At 71.7% G+C, this 14055-nt stretch carries 15 protein-coding genes; 9 read left to right on the top strand and 6 right to left on the bottom strand.

The features are described 5' to 3' along the window. Positions 1-13: 13 nt before the first annotated feature. The 3 genes from ACLQ21_RS01635 to ACLQ21_RS01625 all read left to right on the top strand — a co-directional run bounded on the left by ACLQ21_RS01635 (position 14) and on the right by ACLQ21_RS01625 (position 3835). On the top strand, positions 14-1129 hold the full coding sequence (locus ACLQ21_RS01635; protein ID WP_425660803.1) for a Rieske 2Fe-2S domain-containing protein: 1116 nt from the start codon (positions 14-16) through the stop codon (positions 1127-1129). Continuing rightward, positions 1126-2712 (top strand): cytochrome b, encoded by a 1587-nt coding sequence (locus ACLQ21_RS01630; protein ID WP_425660801.1) that lies wholly within the window; start codon positions 1126-1128, stop codon positions 2710-2712. The genes ACLQ21_RS01635 and ACLQ21_RS01630 overlap by 4 nt, the downstream gene beginning before the upstream one ends. Before the next feature lie 85 nt (positions 2713-2797). Next, the gene (locus tag ACLQ21_RS01625; RefSeq protein WP_425660799.1) at positions 2798-3835 is read left to right on the top strand and encodes an LLM class flavin-dependent oxidoreductase; all 1038 of its coding nucleotides are present in this window, start codon (positions 2798-2800) and stop codon (positions 3833-3835) included. A gap of 15 nt (positions 3836-3850) precedes the next feature. On the opposite strand, the gene ACLQ21_RS01620 is transcribed toward ACLQ21_RS01625, so the two are convergent. After that, positions 3851-5014 carry a phosphotransferase family protein gene (locus tag ACLQ21_RS01620; protein WP_425660797.1) on the bottom strand — a complete coding sequence of 388 codons (1164 nt, stop codon included), beginning with the start codon at positions 5012-5014 and terminating at the stop codon, positions 3851-3853. A gap of 58 nt (positions 5015-5072) precedes the next feature. Between ACLQ21_RS01620 and ACLQ21_RS01615 the strand changes: the two genes are divergently transcribed. After that, on the top strand, positions 5073-6125 hold the full coding sequence (locus ACLQ21_RS01615) for an FUSC family protein (protein ID WP_425660795.1): 1053 nt from the start codon (positions 5073-5075) through the stop codon (positions 6123-6125). Here ACLQ21_RS01615 and ACLQ21_RS01610 read toward each other — a convergent pair. Continuing rightward, entirely contained in the window at positions 6083-6598 is a 516-nt protein-coding gene (locus ACLQ21_RS01610) for a hypothetical protein (protein ID WP_425660793.1), read from the bottom strand. The genes ACLQ21_RS01615 and ACLQ21_RS01610 overlap by 43 nt on opposite strands. A 33-nt stretch (positions 6599-6631) precedes the next feature. Between ACLQ21_RS01610 and ACLQ21_RS01605 the strand changes: the two genes are divergently transcribed. After that, complete coding sequence (locus ACLQ21_RS01605; protein WP_425660791.1) at positions 6632-7093, top strand: HD domain-containing protein; 462 nt, start codon at positions 6632-6634, stop codon at positions 7091-7093. A gap of 30 nt (positions 7094-7123) precedes the next feature. On the opposite strand, the gene ACLQ21_RS01600 is transcribed toward ACLQ21_RS01605, so the two are convergent. From ACLQ21_RS01600 to ACLQ21_RS01585, 4 genes are read right to left on the bottom strand one after another with little or no spacing between them, the layout of a single operon-like run. Beyond that, entirely contained in the window at positions 7124-8218 is a 1095-nt protein-coding gene (locus tag ACLQ21_RS01600) for a lipid II:glycine glycyltransferase FemX (RefSeq protein WP_425660790.1), read from the bottom strand. A gap of 11 nt (positions 8219-8229) precedes the next feature. After that, entirely contained in the window at positions 8230-9282 is a 1053-nt protein-coding gene (locus ACLQ21_RS01595; RefSeq protein ID WP_425660788.1) for a lipid II:glycine glycyltransferase FemX, read from the bottom strand. Further along, positions 9279-10418, bottom strand: coding sequence for a lipid II:glycine glycyltransferase FemX (locus ACLQ21_RS01590; RefSeq protein WP_425660786.1), 1140 nt, complete (start codon positions 10416-10418; stop codon positions 9279-9281). Before ACLQ21_RS01590 ends, ACLQ21_RS01595 begins: the two co-directional genes overlap by 4 nt. 53 nt (positions 10419-10471) lie before the next feature. Further along, positions 10472-11245 (bottom strand): EI24 domain-containing protein, encoded by a 774-nt coding sequence (locus tag ACLQ21_RS01585; RefSeq protein ID WP_425660784.1) that lies wholly within the window; start codon positions 11243-11245, stop codon positions 10472-10474. A 49-nt stretch (positions 11246-11294) separates the two neighbouring features. Here ACLQ21_RS01585 and ACLQ21_RS01580 point away from each other — a divergent pair, with 49 nt between their 5' ends. Genes ACLQ21_RS01580 through ACLQ21_RS01565 form a run of 4 tightly spaced genes read left to right on the top strand, consistent with a single transcriptional unit; the run spans position 11295 to position 14026 of the window. Continuing rightward, positions 11295-12332 carry a DMT family transporter gene (locus ACLQ21_RS01580; RefSeq protein ID WP_425660782.1) on the top strand — a complete coding sequence of 346 codons (1038 nt, stop codon included), beginning with the start codon at positions 11295-11297 and terminating at the stop codon, positions 12330-12332. Continuing rightward, positions 12295-13176 carry an SDR family oxidoreductase gene (locus ACLQ21_RS01575; RefSeq protein ID WP_425660780.1) on the top strand — a complete coding sequence of 294 codons (882 nt, stop codon included), beginning with the start codon at positions 12295-12297 and terminating at the stop codon, positions 13174-13176. Before ACLQ21_RS01580 ends, ACLQ21_RS01575 begins: the two co-directional genes overlap by 38 nt. Continuing rightward, on the top strand, positions 13176-13433 hold the full coding sequence (locus ACLQ21_RS01570) for a DUF7218 family protein (RefSeq protein WP_425660778.1): 258 nt from the start codon (positions 13176-13178) through the stop codon (positions 13431-13433). The genes ACLQ21_RS01575 and ACLQ21_RS01570 overlap by 1 nt, the downstream gene beginning before the upstream one ends. Positions 13434-13450: 17 nt before the next feature. Continuing rightward, positions 13451-14026, top strand: coding sequence for a DUF6328 family protein (locus ACLQ21_RS01565; RefSeq protein WP_425660776.1), 576 nt, complete (start codon positions 13451-13453; stop codon positions 14024-14026). Positions 14027-14055: the final 29 nt, after the last annotated feature.

Raw genomic sequence — 14055 nt, 5'->3', positions numbered from 1 at the left:
GAGGACCAGCAGCATGTCGGCTGAAGGCCAGGCTCCCACGGACCAGCACGAGGTCGCGGTGTACGACCGCGGCGCTGCGGTCGTGCAGTCGGACGCGTTCGAGAACCCCGGCCTGCCGCCGCACCGCCCGCGCCAGACCGACCTCCACCCTGAGAAGGAGCGCCGCGCCGAGCGCCAGGTCGTCCTGTGGTTCCTGCTGTCGATGATCGGCTCGGTGATCGCGATCGTCGCGTACATCGCGATCCCGATCGTGCCAGGCGACATGGGCACCGTCCGGTACAACAACCTCTTCCTCGGTCTCGGCATCGCGCTCGCGCTGCTCGGCGTGGGCTTCGGCGGCATGCACTGGGCTCGCCAGCTCATGAGCTCGCACGAGGTCGTCGAGGAGCGTCACCTGTCGCGCGGCTCGCAGAAGAGCCGCGCCCGTGCCGTCGAGATCTTCCAGCTCGGCGACCAGGAGTCGGGCTTCTCCCGCCGCTCCCTCATCCGCAACACGCTCATCGGCGCGGTCGCGCTCCTGCCGCTGCCCGCGGTCGTGCTCTTCCGTGACCTCACGCCGGCGACCGACCCGGTCGAGGAGCTGTCGTACACGATGTGGACCGCCGGCGAGCGGCTCGCGCTCGACCCGTCGGGCACGCCCATCCGGGCGGACGACGTCACCATCGGCTCGGCGTTCCACGTCATGCCCGAGTCGCTCAAGGAGATCGGCCACAACGAGGGCTACCTCGACCAGAAGGCGCTCGCCGCCGTGCTGCTCGTGCGCCTGCCCGTCGATCGCCTCAAGGAGGAGCCGGGCCGCAAGGGCTGGTCCTACGACGGCATCGTCGCCTACTCGAAGATCTGCACGCACGTCGGCTGCCCCGTGGCGCTGTACGAGCAGCAGACGCACCACCTGCTCTGCCCGTGCCACCAGTCGACGTTCGACGTCAGTGAGCACGCGAAGGTCATCTTCGGACCGGCGAAGCGGCCCCTCCCCCAGCTGCCGATCACGGTCGACGCTGAGGGCTACCTCGTCGCCCAGCGCGACTTCACCGAGCCCATCGGGCCGTCGTTCGCGGAGCGCCTGGGTCGGGTCGACCCGGAGCACGTGCCGCTGTCGTCGGCCGCTGACAGGGAGACCCGCGCATGACCTCCACCGCTCCGCGCCCCACCATCACCGCCGCCGCCTCGAACTACCTCGACGAGCGCACGAGCATCTCGACCATGGTCGCGACGCTCGGCCGCAAGGTCTTCCCCGACCACTGGTCGTTCATGCTCGGCGAGGTCATCCTCTACTCGTTCGTCGCGATCCTGCTCTCGGGCACGTTCCTGACGTTCTTCTTCGAGCCGTCGATGACGGCCGTGCACTACGACGGCTCCTACGTCCCGCTCAAGGGCCTGGAGATGTCGGCCGCCTACGCGTCGACCATCAACCTCTCGTTCGACGTGCGCGGCGGCCTGCTCATGCGCCAGCTGCACCACTGGGCGGCGCTGCTGTTCATCGCCGCGATCGGTCTGCACATGCTCCGCGTGTTCTTCACCGGCGCGTTCCGCAAGCCGCGCGAGATCAACTGGGTCGTCGGCTTCGTCCTCTTCATCCTCGCGATGGCCGAGGGCTTCACCGGCTACTCGCTCCCCGACGACCTGCTCTCGGGCAACGGCCTCGCGATCATCAACGGCATGATCAAGGGCATCCCCTTCGTGGGCAACTGGGTCTCGTTCATGCTGTTCGGCGGGCTGTTCCCGGGCGACGACGTGGTACCGCGACTCTTCGTGCTGCACATCATGCTCCTGCCGGCGCTCGTGATCGCCTTCATCGGCATCCACCTCGTGCTCATGGTCGTCAACAAGCACACGCAGTTCGCCGGCCCTGGCAAGACGAACGACAACGTCGTGGGCGCACCGATCATGCCGCTGTTCGCCGCGAAGGCCGGCTCGTTCTTCTTCATCGTGTTCGGCGTGCTCGTCGCGATCGCGTCGACCTTCACGATCCTGCCGGTCTGGGAGTACGGACCGTACGACCCGTCCCCCGTCTCTGCCGGCACCCAGCCGGACTGGTACATCGGCTTCGCCGACGGGGCGCTCCGGCTCGCGCCGGGTCTCGAGTCCGAGATCCTGGGGCTGACGATCTCGTGGAACATCCTGCTGCCGATGGCGGTGCTCGGGCTCTTCATCGTGCTCGTGATGTTCTATCCCTTCATCGAGCAGTGGATCACGGGCGACAAGCGCGAGCACCACATCGCCGAGCGTCCCCGCAACAACCCGACGCGCACGGGCATCGGCGCCGCGGGCATCATCTTCTACGCGGTGATGTGGGCTGCGGCGTCGTCCGACCTGATCGCGACGCACTTCCACCTCAACGTCTTCCAGGTCACCTGGGCCCTGCAGGCGCTGCTCATCCTCGGCCCGATCATCGGCTTCTGGGTGACTCGCCGGATGGCGCTCGCGCTGCAGAAGAAGGACCGGGAGATCCTGCTGCACGGCTACGAGTCGGGCAACATCCGCCGGCTCCCCGGCGGCGAGTACATCGAGGTGCACGAGCCGCTCGACGAGTACGAGTCGTGGAAGCTCAAGGCCTTCGACACGTACGAGCCGGTGATGGTGCGACCGAACGCCAAGGGCAGGATCACCCCGGCGACGCACGTCCGCGCGGCGCTCACGCGCTGGTTCTTCGAGGACCGCATCGCGCCGGTCAGCCGCGGCGAGCTCGAGGCTGCGAAGCACGACCACTAGGTCGACGGCATGACGAAGGGCCCGGGAGCGATCCCGGGCCTTTCGATTTCGGAATACCGGGCGACGTGGTCGAGTTGGCCCCAGCATGCCCCTCGAATTCGGTGTCCACACGTTCGCTGCCGTCCCCGTCGTCGACGGGTCCCCCCTGAGCCATGCGCAGGTGCTCCGCGACGTCGTGCAGGAGGGCATCGCCGCCGACCGCGCCGGGCTCGGCTTCTTCGGCGTCGGCGAGCACCACCGCGAGGACTTCGCGATCAGCGCCCCCGAGATCGTGCTGGGAGCGCTCGCGACGGTGACCGACCGCATCCGCCTCGGCACGGCCGTGACCGTGCTGTCGTCGAACGACCCGGTACGCGTGTTCGAGCAGTTCTCGACCCTCGACGGCATCTCGAGCGGCCGCGCCGAGCTCATCGTCGGCCGGGGCTCGTTCACCGAGTCGTTCCCGCTGTTCGGCTACAGGCTCGAGGACTACCAGGCGCTGTTCGAGGAGCGGCTCGAGCTGCTCGCGGCGCTCGTGCGCGAGGAGCCGGTCACGTGGTCCGGGCGGCTGCGTTCGCCGCTCACGGAGCAGTCCGTGCACCCGCGCTCGCACGCCGCGGAGCACGGCGGGCGGATGCCCGTGTGGGTCGGCGTCGGCGGCTCACCCGAGTCGGTCGTGCGCACCGCGCGCCACGGCTTCGACATGATGCTCGCGATCATCGGCGGCAGCCCCGCCCAGTTCGCGCCGTTCTCGGGGCTGTACCGCAAGGCCATGGAGCAGTTCGGCCATACGGGCGGCCGCGTCGGCATGCACTCCCCCGGCCTGGTCGCCGAGACGGACGCCGAGGCGAAGCGCATCCTCATGCCGCAGTGGCTCGTGTACCGCAACCGCCTCGGTCGTGAGCGCGGCTGGGGCGAGGGCACGGAGCGCGAGTTCGACGCGGGTGCCGCCGAGCACGGCGCGCTGTTCGTGGGCAGCCCGGAGACGGTCGCGCAGAAGATCGTCTGGGCCCACGAGACGCTCGGCATCGAGCGCTTCGACCTCAAGTACGACTCGGGCACCCGGCACGAGGACAACGTGCGCACGATCGAGCTGTTCGGCACCGAGGTCGTGCCGCGCGTGCGGGCGCTGCTGGGCGAGTAGCCCCGGCGGGAGCGGCTAGCGGAGGAGCGCCTCCGCGCGCTCCAGCAGCTGCTGGGCGGCAGCGCCGCCGCGGTCGTCGCCGCGACCCGCGCTCGCCAGCGCATGACCCATGAGGTGCGTCGCGGCGATCGCGGCCACCCGCTGATCCGACGCCCAGCCCGCCTGCAGCTCGTCGGCGAACGCGGCGAGCGCTCGACCCGCATCCGTCATGGGCGTGCGCTCGATCGCCGACACGACGACGTGCCCGAACAGCGCGCCGCGGTCGTCGGCCGGGTCGCCGAGGCCCGCGGTGTCGATGTCGAGGATGCCGGTGATCGTCGACGGCGCAGCCTCGTCGACGAAGACCTGCCCGAGGTGCAGGTCGCCGTGGATCGTGACCGGTCGCGGCAGCACCGTCGCGCGGTAGCGCTCGGCCACGGACTGGGCGAGCCGCGCGGTCTGCCGGCCGAACAGCGGGGCGGTCTCCTGCATCCGCTCGGCGTACCAGTCGACGCGGCGCGCGAGCGACTCGCGCGCGCCGATCGCGACGGGCACGGTCGCGATGTGCCGCGTCAGCTCGTCGAGCCCGCGCGCGAACGTGGCTCGGTCGATGCGCTCGAAGACGTCGATCGCGGGTACGCCGGGCAGCTCGCCCAGCAGCACGAGCCCCGCCTCCGAGAACCCCAGCGAGCGGGGCACCGGCACGCCGGCCGCTCGGAAGCGCTCGTGCAGGTCGTGGATCGACGAGGCGAGCGACGGGTGCACGACCTTCGCGAACCAGCGGTCGGTCGCCGTCTCGACGCGCAGCACGGCGCGCTTGCCGGGCCGGTACGCCTCCATGCGCAGCTTGGCGCCCTCGGCGGCGATGCCGAACTTCGACAGCACGACGCCGGCGGCCTCGGGGTACGAGACGGCCGGCAGCGACGGCAGCGCCGGGTCCTGCGGGTAGGCCCACGCGGTCAGGCGCCGACCGGAGGCGTCGACGAGCTCGACCGTGTGCTCGTCCATGGGCGCGCTCGGCGACGTGTTGACGTAGATCGTGACGCGCTCGATCGCGTCCTCGCGCGTGCGGACGCCGCAGGAGAAGCCGACGATGAAGCCCTCGTTCACGGGTTCGACGTCCTTCTGCACGAAGTCGACGAGCTCGCGCCCGCTCTCCGCCACGAGCCGCATGAGGATGGCGGCGGCGTTGTCGAGCATCCCCCCATCCAACACCGCCCTCGCTGGGTTGCCGTCGCGGCGCGCGTATCGTGGGGCCATGCGGTGGCTCGGACGACTCCTGGTCGAGCAGCAGGCCCCGTGGCTGCAGGTGCTCAAGGTGCTCGTCGCGATCGCCGTCGCCTGGTTCGCGAGCGGCCTGCTGCTGGGCACCGAGCTGCCGATCTTCGCGGCGATCGCAGCGCTGCTCGTGGTCGCGCCGAGCGTGAGCCAATCGGTCGGCAAGGGCCTCGAGCGGTCGGCCGGCGTGCTCGGCGGCGTCGTGCTCGCGTGGCTCGCGGGCCTCGTGCTGCCGTCAGGGCCGATGCTCGTGCTCGCGGTGACCCTGGTCGCCGTGGTGATCGCGCGGGTGCTGCGGCTCGCGCCGATGGCGGCGAACCAGCTGCCGATCAGCGCCATGATCCTGCTCGCGCTCGGCGCCGGCGCGAGCCCACTGCTCGGCTTCGAGCGGGTCGTCGAGACGATCATCGGCGCGGCGTGCGCGCTCATCATCAACCTCGTCGTCGTACCGCCCGTGCAGCACGAGCCGGCCGAGCAGGTGATGCGCGAGACGGCGCACGCCGTCGCCGACGCCTACGAGCACGTCGCCCGCGCCCTCACCTCGAAGGACGCCCTCGACGGCGCGCGGCTGCTCGCCGAGGCGCGGGCGCTCCGCACCCACGTGCAGCGAACGCGGGCGGCGATGGACGCGCTCGAGGAGTCGACGCGCCTCAACCCGAGGGCGAAGGGGATGCGCGATCGCATCGAGCGCGACGAGCGGCTGCTGCTGACCCTGACGGTGCTCGTCAACCGCGTCATCGGCATGGCGCGCACGATCGCCGACCGCTTCGATGCATCCGTCGCCGACGATCCCGTCGTGCACCGCGTCGGCGCCGAGTCGCGGCGCATCGCCCACGCGGTTCGCACGCTGGTCGACAGCCACGCGCTCGACGACGGTCGCACCACGTCGATGCCGATGCTCGACGGGCCCGCGCTCACGACGCCCATCGCCGTGCCCGCACCGAATCCCGCCCACTGGGTGCTCATCGGCGCCCTGCTCGAGGACGTGCGTCAGGCGCGCGAGTCGCTCGAGGGCAGCGGCGAGGCCGAGTAGGGCGTCAGCCAGCGCAGCCGCCAGAACTCATCGGCGGAGAGCTCGAACGAGTGCGTGTCGACGGCGACCGACCGGCGCACCGCGTCCGGGTCGAGGTGCGGGCGCGCGATGATCGACACCGCGCTCTGCCGCAGCAGCGCCGACCGGCCGTAGTGAATCGCGAGGATGTCGGGGGTCGCCGGGGTATCGGAGACGACGTAGGCGCTCGAGAGGAGCCGCGAGATGCCGAGCATGCGCCACGAGAAGTGCCGGCCGGCCCATGCCGCCTCGGCGATGACCTCGCGGTCGCCCTTGTCGGGCCGGTAGTACTCGTAGACCTCGCGCAGCTGCAGCGGCGAGCTGCGCACGAGCTCGAAGGTCAGCCGCGGGTTCCTGCGCTCGGGGTGCGTCCAGTACGGGAACGTCGTCGCCCGGATCGCCCACGTGCCGCGCAGCAGCCTCGCCAGCTCGGCAGGATCGGCGACTCGTGACATGGGTTCAGGATAGCCACCGGATACGCTCGCGTCATGGCGAACGACGACCTCGAGCGCGCGGTGGCCGTCGCCGCCCGTGCCTTCGACGGCCGCGTCGACCGCCAGGGGCAGCCGTACATCGCCCACGCCATCCGCGTCACGCTCGACGTCGAGGGCGACGACGAGCAGGCGGTCGCGATGCTGCACGACGTGTTCGAGTGGGGCACCGTGACGCTGCGCGAGTTCCATGCGCAGAAGTTCCCCAAGCGCATCATCGACGCGGTCGACGCGCTCACCAAGCGGCAGGGCGAGTCGATCGCCGAGCACGTCGCGCGCGTGCGGGCGAGCGAGCTGGCGACGACGGTCAAGATCGCCGACCTGCGCGACAACGCGCTCGAGTGGCGCCTCGACGCGCTCGACGGCGAGACCAGGGCGAAGCTGCTGGCGATGTACCGCGAGACCGCCGAGCACCTCGGCACGAGCCTCGACGAGATCTGCGGCCGCGCGGTCGAGTGACTCGTACGCACGAGGCTGCCGCCGGGGCGGCTACCAGATGCCGAAGGGGCGGCGCCGCACGCGGCGCTCGATCGGCAGCAGCAGGCGCAGGAAGAGCCGGTAGCGGCGCTGGTCGAGCACGAGGTCGTGGCTCGGCAGGTGGTCGACGATCGGCCCGAAGACGCGCTTGAAGACGCCGGGCCCGTGCAGCCGGTGCGAGGTGTCGTCGGCCGCCCACGACGGCGGCGTCGCGTAGGCGTCGTAGACCTCGGCGCCCTGCTCCTTGAACCACTGCATCGCGCGCCAGCGGATCAGGTGCGCGCCGCCGCGGATGGCGCGGTCGGGCACCGAGCCGCCGTCCTTGGCGAGCGCGTAGCGGCCGAAGCGGATCATGAAGGCGGATGCCTGCGGGCCGTCGTGCGCGCCGTCGTACCCGAACCAGAAGTGGCCGCTCCCCTGCGCGACGGCGGCGCTCCAGAGCGTGCGGTAGTACTCGAAGGGCTTCATGCCCTCGACGCCCTTGCCACCGGAGACCGTCTGCATGAGGCCGTACATCGTGCGGTAGGTGTCCTCGCCGGGCTCGACCTTCTCGACCCGGTAGCCGTTGCGCTCCGCGTAGCGGATGTGGTTGCGGAGGCTCTTCTTGAAGCCCGCGAAGATCGTCTCGACGTCGGGCGTGAGATCGACGAGCACGGTGTGGGTGTTCTGCTGGATGTCGTTGGCGGCGCGGTAGCCGGCCGCGGCGAGCGCGTCGCGGTGCTCGGGCGTGTCGACGACGAAGGGCTCGACCTTGACGGCGTAGACGCCCTTCGCGGCGCCGCCGCGAGCGTCGCGGAACGCACGAGCGATGCCGCCGAGCTGCTCGAAGGAGGCGCCGGGGCCGGTCGCGAAGTACCAGAAGCGGCCAGCGAGCGAGCGGTGCTCGAGCGCGAGCGCGTGGACCGTCTCGGGCCCCTCGAGCACGAGGTGCCGCGGGTGCAGCCGCTCAGTGCGCTTGAGCGTCGCGTAGGCGCTGCTCTGGGTCCACTGGCCGCCATCCGGGTTGCGCTGCACGAGCGCGTCCCAATCGGCGATCTCGGCCGTCGTCGCATCCCGGAGCGTCCAGCGTGCGCTCGACATCGTCACCACTTCCCTGTCCTCGTCCACACCCGGCACGCTCACCACAGGCCCGTGTACCGGCGCTTCACGCGCCACTCGACCGGGCGCACGGCCTTCCGCCACACCTGCTGCGCCCGCGGGCGCAGCAGCAGGTCGTGGCTGGGCGCGAAGTCGCTGATCTCGCCGAACTGCTGCTTGAAGCGGGCGAGCCCCGCCATCCAGTGGTCCGGGTCGTCCTTCGCCCACGTGGGCGGTGCGCCCATCATGTCGAGCCCCGTGAAGCCGCGCTCGCGGTAGTGGCGCACGCGCGTCCAGCGGCCCAGGTGGGCGCCGCCCTCGATGAGCCGATCCGGGCGGGAGCCCTCGTCCTTGTCGATCACGGTGCGGCCGAACGGGATCGTGAAGGTCACCGTCTGCGGACCGTCGCCGCCGTCCTGACCGAGCCACCAATCGGCCTGACCGCGGCTCGTGAAGGCGCGCCAGATCGTCTTGTAGTAGTCCTCGCCGCGCATGCCGGCGAGCCCCTTGCCGCCGCGGATGGTCTGCATCCGCTGCCACGCGAGATCGAACAGTGCCTCGTCGCCCTCGACGCGCTCGATCGTGAAGCCGTCGCGCTCCGCACGCCGGATGAGCTTCCTGGCGGTCTTCGAGAACGACGAGAAGATCTCGTCCTCGGAGCGCTCGAGGTCGATGACGACCGTGTGCGTGTGCAGCTGCACGTCCTCGGCCTGCGCGAGTCCCGCATCCGCGAGCATGCGCAGCGCCTCCGGCGTGCGCGGCAGGCGAGGCTCGAGCTTGACCGAGATGAGTCGCGGATGCGCCCGGCGCACGTACGCGCGCGTCGCCTCGACGATCGCGCGCATGTCGGGGTGCAGCGGCGCGCTCGGGAAGTACCAGAAGCGGCCGATCCATCCGTCGCGCTCGAGCGCGAGCGCGTAGACCGGCGTCTCCGCGTCGTACACGAGGTGGTGGGTGCGGAAGCCGTCCCACCGCTTGAGCTCGGCGAAGGCGAGCGTCTGGGTGAACTGCCCGCCGTCGGGGTTCGTGAGCACGAGCGCGTCCCAGTCGCGCAGCTCCGCCTCGGTGGCCGGGCGCAGTCGCATGTCGGTCATCGCAGGGTGTCCGGGCCCTTCTTGATGCGCCACTCGATGCGGCGCACGGCCCGCTCCCACAGCTTGTGGCGCAGCGGGTGCAGCACGAGGTCGAAGGATGGCAGGAAGTCGGTGATCGGGCCGAACCGCAGCTTGAACTGCGCGAGGCCGTAGAACGGGTGCGACTCGTCGTCGGCGCGGTCCGACGGCGGCGTGCCGGCGAGGTCGAAGGCGAGCTTGCCGTCGGCGATGCAGTCCTGCATCGCCGTCCACAGCAGCAGCGCCGAGCCGCCGTTGATCTTGCGGTCGGGCCTCGAGCCGCCGTCCTTGTAGACGGCGGTCCGACCGGCGGTGGTGACGAAGATGCCCGCTTGCGGCTCGTCGCCGTCGTCGTCGTAGCCGAAGTAGAAGCGGCCGGTGCCCGCCTCGGTGAAGGCGCCCCAGAACCGGTCGTAGTACGCGCGCTCCCGCATGCCGTTCATGCCCTTGCCGCCCTGCACCGTCAGCATCATGGCGTGCATGCGGTCGAACGTCTCCTGCGTGGGCTCCGGCCGCTCGACGCGGTAGCCCTTCTTGACCGCGCCGCGCACCTGCCGACGGATCATCTGCGAGAACGAGGCGAACAGCGCCTCCTCGCCCTGCGCGAGGTCGAGCACCACGGTGTGGGTCATGACCTGCATGTCGCGGCTCTGCTCGAGGCCGAGCCCGAGCAGCTCCTCGATGCGCGCGGGCGTGCGCTCGAGGTGCGGCTCGACCTTGACGACGAGCAGCCCGGGCTCGCGCGCCGCGAACGCCCGCAGCCCCTCGATGACCGGCGCCATCGCGGTCGCGGTCGGACCCATCGGCAGGTACCAGTAGCGGCCGAGCGACACCTTGCCCTCGAGCGCGAGGGCGTGGATGCGCTCGGTGCCGACCCGACCCTCGGACGCATCGGTGGCGGGCCCATCCGCAGCGGGCCCATCCGTAGCGGGCCCATCCGTAGCGGGCACAGGCGCGTCGATGACGAGGTGCACGGGCTCGAGCCCGTCGAAGCGCTTGGTCTCGGCGAACGCCGACGACTGCACCATGTGCCCGCCGTCGGGGTTCGACTCGATCCGCGCATCCCAGTCGGCGATCTCGTCGGGGGATGCGCGTCGGACGGCAGCAGGAACGGGCATGGAACCTCTCGGTCGGACGGGAGGCTCCAGCCTACTTGGCGAGGAGAGGAGGGCTACGAGGCGCGCTCGGCCGCCGTCGACTCGCCGCGCAGATCGCGCACGAGCAGCGTCCCGCCGACGATCGCCGCCGGCATCGCGACCACCGCGAGCCCCGGCACGAGCAGCAGCAGGTAGGCGACCATGCCGAAGCCGAGGGAGCGCCAGCGGTGCGCCGCGAGCAGCGCCCGCCGCTCGGCGAGCGTCATCCCGCGCGCGTCGCCGGCGATGCCGGTCAGCTCGCGCGCCAGTGCCCGGCCGCCGAGCACGGCACCGGTGACGAGCCCGAGCACCGAGCCCACGAGCGGGATGAGCCCGACGACGAACACGACCAACGCGGTGCCGACGGCCATGCCGATCAGCACCGCCGCGTCGCGCAGCCCCTTGGCGGCTGATCGCCAGAACCCGAGCTCGGCGCCCTGGTGCACGCCGCCGAGCCGCTCCTCCACCGATCGCGAGATGCGCTCGTAGAACGGCTCCCCGACGGTGAGGGTGATGGCCGCGAACGTCAGCACGCACAGCACCACGGCGCCCACCACGATGCCGAGCGCCAGCGCCGTGCGCAGCAGGTCGGACCACAGCGCATCCCAGCCGTCGGCGAACGGCGTGAGCGCGGTCGCCCATCCGCCCACCTGGAACGCCAGCAGGATCAGCAGGCCCAGCATCACGAGCCCGACGATCAGCGCGGGCACGGCGCCCAGCAGCATCAGGCCGGGGTCGCGCGACCAGGTGGCGAAGCCGCGGAGCAGGATGCCGGCGCCGGCGAGCAGCTCGGAGAGGCGTTGACGCATGCGGCAATGCTGGCATGCTCCGCCGGCACGCTCTCCGTAGGATCGACCCGTGCCGACCCTGCCCGCCTCCGCCGAGGGGGCCCCGCGCCGCCCGATGCACGCGGCCGCGGTGCTGCTCGCGGCCGTGCTGTGGGGCACGACCGGCACCGTGGCGCACTTCGCCCCGGCCGGCTCGTCGGCGCTCGCGATCGGGCTCGCGACGTTCGGCATCGGCGGGCTCGTGCTCGCGGCGATCTCGTTCCGCCGGGTCGTCGCGGTGCTGCGCGAGCGTGCCCACCTCGGCTGGCTGCTCGCCGGCGCCGTCGGCGTGGTGCTGTACCCGGCGGCGTACTACCCGTCGATGACGCTCGCGGGCGTGGCGGTCGGGAACGTGGTCGCGCTCGGCTCCGGCCCCATCTTCGCCGCGCTGCTCGAGTGGACGGTCGACCGCCGCCGCCCCGACGCGCGGTGGGCGATCGCGACCGGCATCGCGGTCGTCGGCATCGTGCTGCTCGCGGTCGGCGGGCATGCCGGTGCCGATGGGTCGAGTGCCGGGGCGGACGCGTCGGCGGCCACGGGCGTCGGGCTCGCCCTGCTCGCAGGCTTCGGCTACGCGCTCTACGCGTTCGCGGGCGCTCGCCTCATCGGCCGCGGCGCGAGCGCCTCCGGCGCGATGGGCTCGCTCTTCCTGGTCGGCGGCCTCGCGTGCCTCGGCTGGCTCGCGATCGTGGGCCTCGGCCCGCTGCTCGCCCCGGCGGGGCTCCTCACGATCGGGTACCTCGCGCTCGTGCCGATGGCGCTCGCCTACCTGCTGTTCGGCTATGCGCTGCGCGCGCTCCCCTCGTCGAGCGCGACGACGCTCGCGCTCGCCGAGCCCGTGGTCGCGACGCTGCTCGCCGTGCTGGTCGTCGGCGAGCGGCCGACGCCCCTCGGCTGGGCGGGCCTCGTCGTCGTCGCGATCGGCATCGCGCTGCTCGCGGCGCCCAGAAGGCTGGGAGCGGGCCGATTGACGCTCCGAGGCCCGCGAGTAGGTTCGGGGTACAGCACCGCACGTGAAGGAGACCCCGACCATGACCGAGCAGGACCCCCGCACGAAGCACCACGCTGACGAGTTCCCGACGCAGCAGCAGCCCGAGCAGCCCGGCATGACGGCGCCGATGGACCCCGCGCCGGACCACGGCGAGTCCGGCTGGGTCGGCCGCGGCAGGCTCGAGGGCCGGCGCGCCCTGATCACCGGCGGCGACAGCGGCATCGGTCGCGCGGTCGCGATCGCGTATGCCCGCGAGGGCGCCGACGTCGCGATCGTGCACCTGCCGGAGGAGGCCGAGGACGCCGCCGAGACCGGCAGGCTCGTCGAGGAGGCAGGGCGGCGGTTCCACGCCATGGCGCTCGACCTCACCGAGGAGCAGGCGTGCGTCGACGCCGTCGCCGGCACCGTGCAGGAGCTGGGCGGGATCGACATCCTCGTCAGCAACGCCGCCTACCAGCGGCAGCGCGACGGGATCGAGCAGATGCAGGTCGCCGAGGTCGAGCGGGTCTTCCGCACGAACCTCGTCGCGGCGATCGTGCTCGCCCGTGAGGCGGTCCCGCACATGCAGCCCGGCTCCTCGATCATCTCGACGACGTCGATCCAGGCGCAGGAGCCCTCCCCCGGCCTGCTGGACTACGCCATGACGAAGGCCGCGCTCGTCGCGTTCACCGAGGCGCTCGCGCAGGAGCTCGGCGAGCGCGGCATCCGCGTCAACGCGGTCGCGCCCGGCCCGATCTGGACGCCGCTCATCCCCGCGACCGACTTCCCAGACGAGAAGGTCGAGCAGTTCGGCCAGGACACGCCGCTCGGCCGCGCGGGGCAGCCCGCGGAGCTGGCCGGCGCCTACGTCTACCTGGCGAGCGAGGAGGCGTCGTACGTCTCGGGCGCCGTCGTGCCCGTCACCGGAGGAAGGGGTTTCTGATGCCCAACCCGAGCATCAAGGACGAGGAGCTCTACCGGAAGCTCAAGGACGAGGGCAACTCGTCCGAGAAGGCCGCCCGGATCGCGAACGCCGCCGCGCGCGACGGCCGCTCGAAGGTCGGCGAACGCGGAGGCGACGCCGAGCGCTACGAGGACCGCACCGTCGACGAGCTGCGCGAGCGCGCGAAGGAGCTCGGGCTGGAGGGCACCTCGAAGCTCAAGAAGGACGAGCTGATCGAGCGCCTGCGCGACCACTGACGTGACAGGATGCGCTTGTGAGCGAGGGCGCGAGACACGGGTCGGGCAGCGACGGGCGAGGCGACCGCCGCGAGCGCGACGACCGTGAGCGGGCCGAGCATGGCCGTGACGAGACGCCCGAGGAGCGCGCCGACCGCAACTTCTCGGACATCCTGCAGGAGCTGCGCGTCGTGCTCACCGGCACGCAGCTCATCTCGGGCTTCCTGCTCGCCGTCGCCTTCCAGTCGGGCTTCCAGGAGCTCGACACCGACGAGGTGCAGCACTACCTCGTGCTCGTGGCGATCGCTGCGCTCGCGACGCTGCTGGGGATGACGCCGGTGCTCGTGCACCGCCTCCACTTCCAGCGCCGCATGAAGCGGCAGATCGTGCGCCTCTGCAACGTGCTGCTGCTCGTGACGCTCGCGGTGGTGTCGATGCTCGTCGTCGGCGTGACGAGCTTCATCTTCGAGGTCGTCGTCTCGGCCGCCGCGGGGCTGTGGGCGTCGATGGGATGCGCGGTCGCCGTCGTCGCGCTCTGGGTGCTCGCCTGGGCGGCGCGCCGCAACGGCCGATCCGAGCCCGACCGATCCGAGCCCGACCGGCCCGAGGCCTGAGCCGCCCGAGGCCTGAGCCGCCGCATGTC

The sequence above is a fragment of the Agrococcus sp. DT81.2 genome, assembly GCF_049844935.1.
GTDB lineage: Bacteria > Actinomycetota > Actinomycetes > Actinomycetales > Microbacteriaceae > Agrococcus.
Note: the sequence above shows the minus strand (reverse complement) of the source record. Positions and strands in the feature narration are given on the sequence as shown.

Excerpts from the sequence above, each read along its gene's own strand:
- ACLQ21_RS01575 (WP_425660780.1), top strand. The coding sequence starts at position 12,295 with ATGACCGAGCAGGACCCCCGCACGAAGCACCACGCTGACGAGTTCCCG.
- ACLQ21_RS01620 (WP_425660797.1), bottom strand. The coding sequence starts at position 5,014 with ATGCTCGACAACGCCGCCGCCATCCTCATGCGGCTCGTGGCGGAGAGC.
- ACLQ21_RS01595 (WP_425660788.1), bottom strand. The coding sequence starts at position 9,282 with ATGACCGACATGCGACTGCGCCCGGCCACCGAGGCGGAGCTGCGCGAC.
- ACLQ21_RS01590 (WP_425660786.1), bottom strand. The coding sequence starts at position 10,418 with ATGCCCGTTCCTGCTGCCGTCCGACGCGCATCCCCCGACGAGATCGCC.
- ACLQ21_RS01630 (WP_425660801.1), top strand. The coding sequence starts at position 1,126 with ATGACCTCCACCGCTCCGCGCCCCACCATCACCGCCGCCGCCTCGAAC.
- ACLQ21_RS01635 (WP_425660803.1), top strand. The coding sequence starts at position 14 with ATGTCGGCTGAAGGCCAGGCTCCCACGGACCAGCACGAGGTCGCGGTG.
- ACLQ21_RS01615 (WP_425660795.1), top strand. The coding sequence starts at position 5,073 with ATGCGGTGGCTCGGACGACTCCTGGTCGAGCAGCAGGCCCCGTGGCTG.
- ACLQ21_RS01605 (WP_425660791.1), top strand. The coding sequence starts at position 6,632 with ATGGCGAACGACGACCTCGAGCGCGCGGTGGCCGTCGCCGCCCGTGCC.
- ACLQ21_RS01625 (WP_425660799.1), top strand. The coding sequence starts at position 2,798 with ATGCCCCTCGAATTCGGTGTCCACACGTTCGCTGCCGTCCCCGTCGTC.
- ACLQ21_RS01585 (WP_425660784.1), bottom strand. The coding sequence starts at position 11,245 with ATGCGTCAACGCCTCTCCGAGCTGCTCGCCGGCGCCGGCATCCTGCTC.
- ACLQ21_RS01610 (WP_425660793.1), bottom strand. The coding sequence starts at position 6,598 with ATGTCACGAGTCGCCGATCCTGCCGAGCTGGCGAGGCTGCTGCGCGGC.
- ACLQ21_RS01570 (WP_425660778.1), top strand. The coding sequence starts at position 13,176 with ATGCCCAACCCGAGCATCAAGGACGAGGAGCTCTACCGGAAGCTCAAG.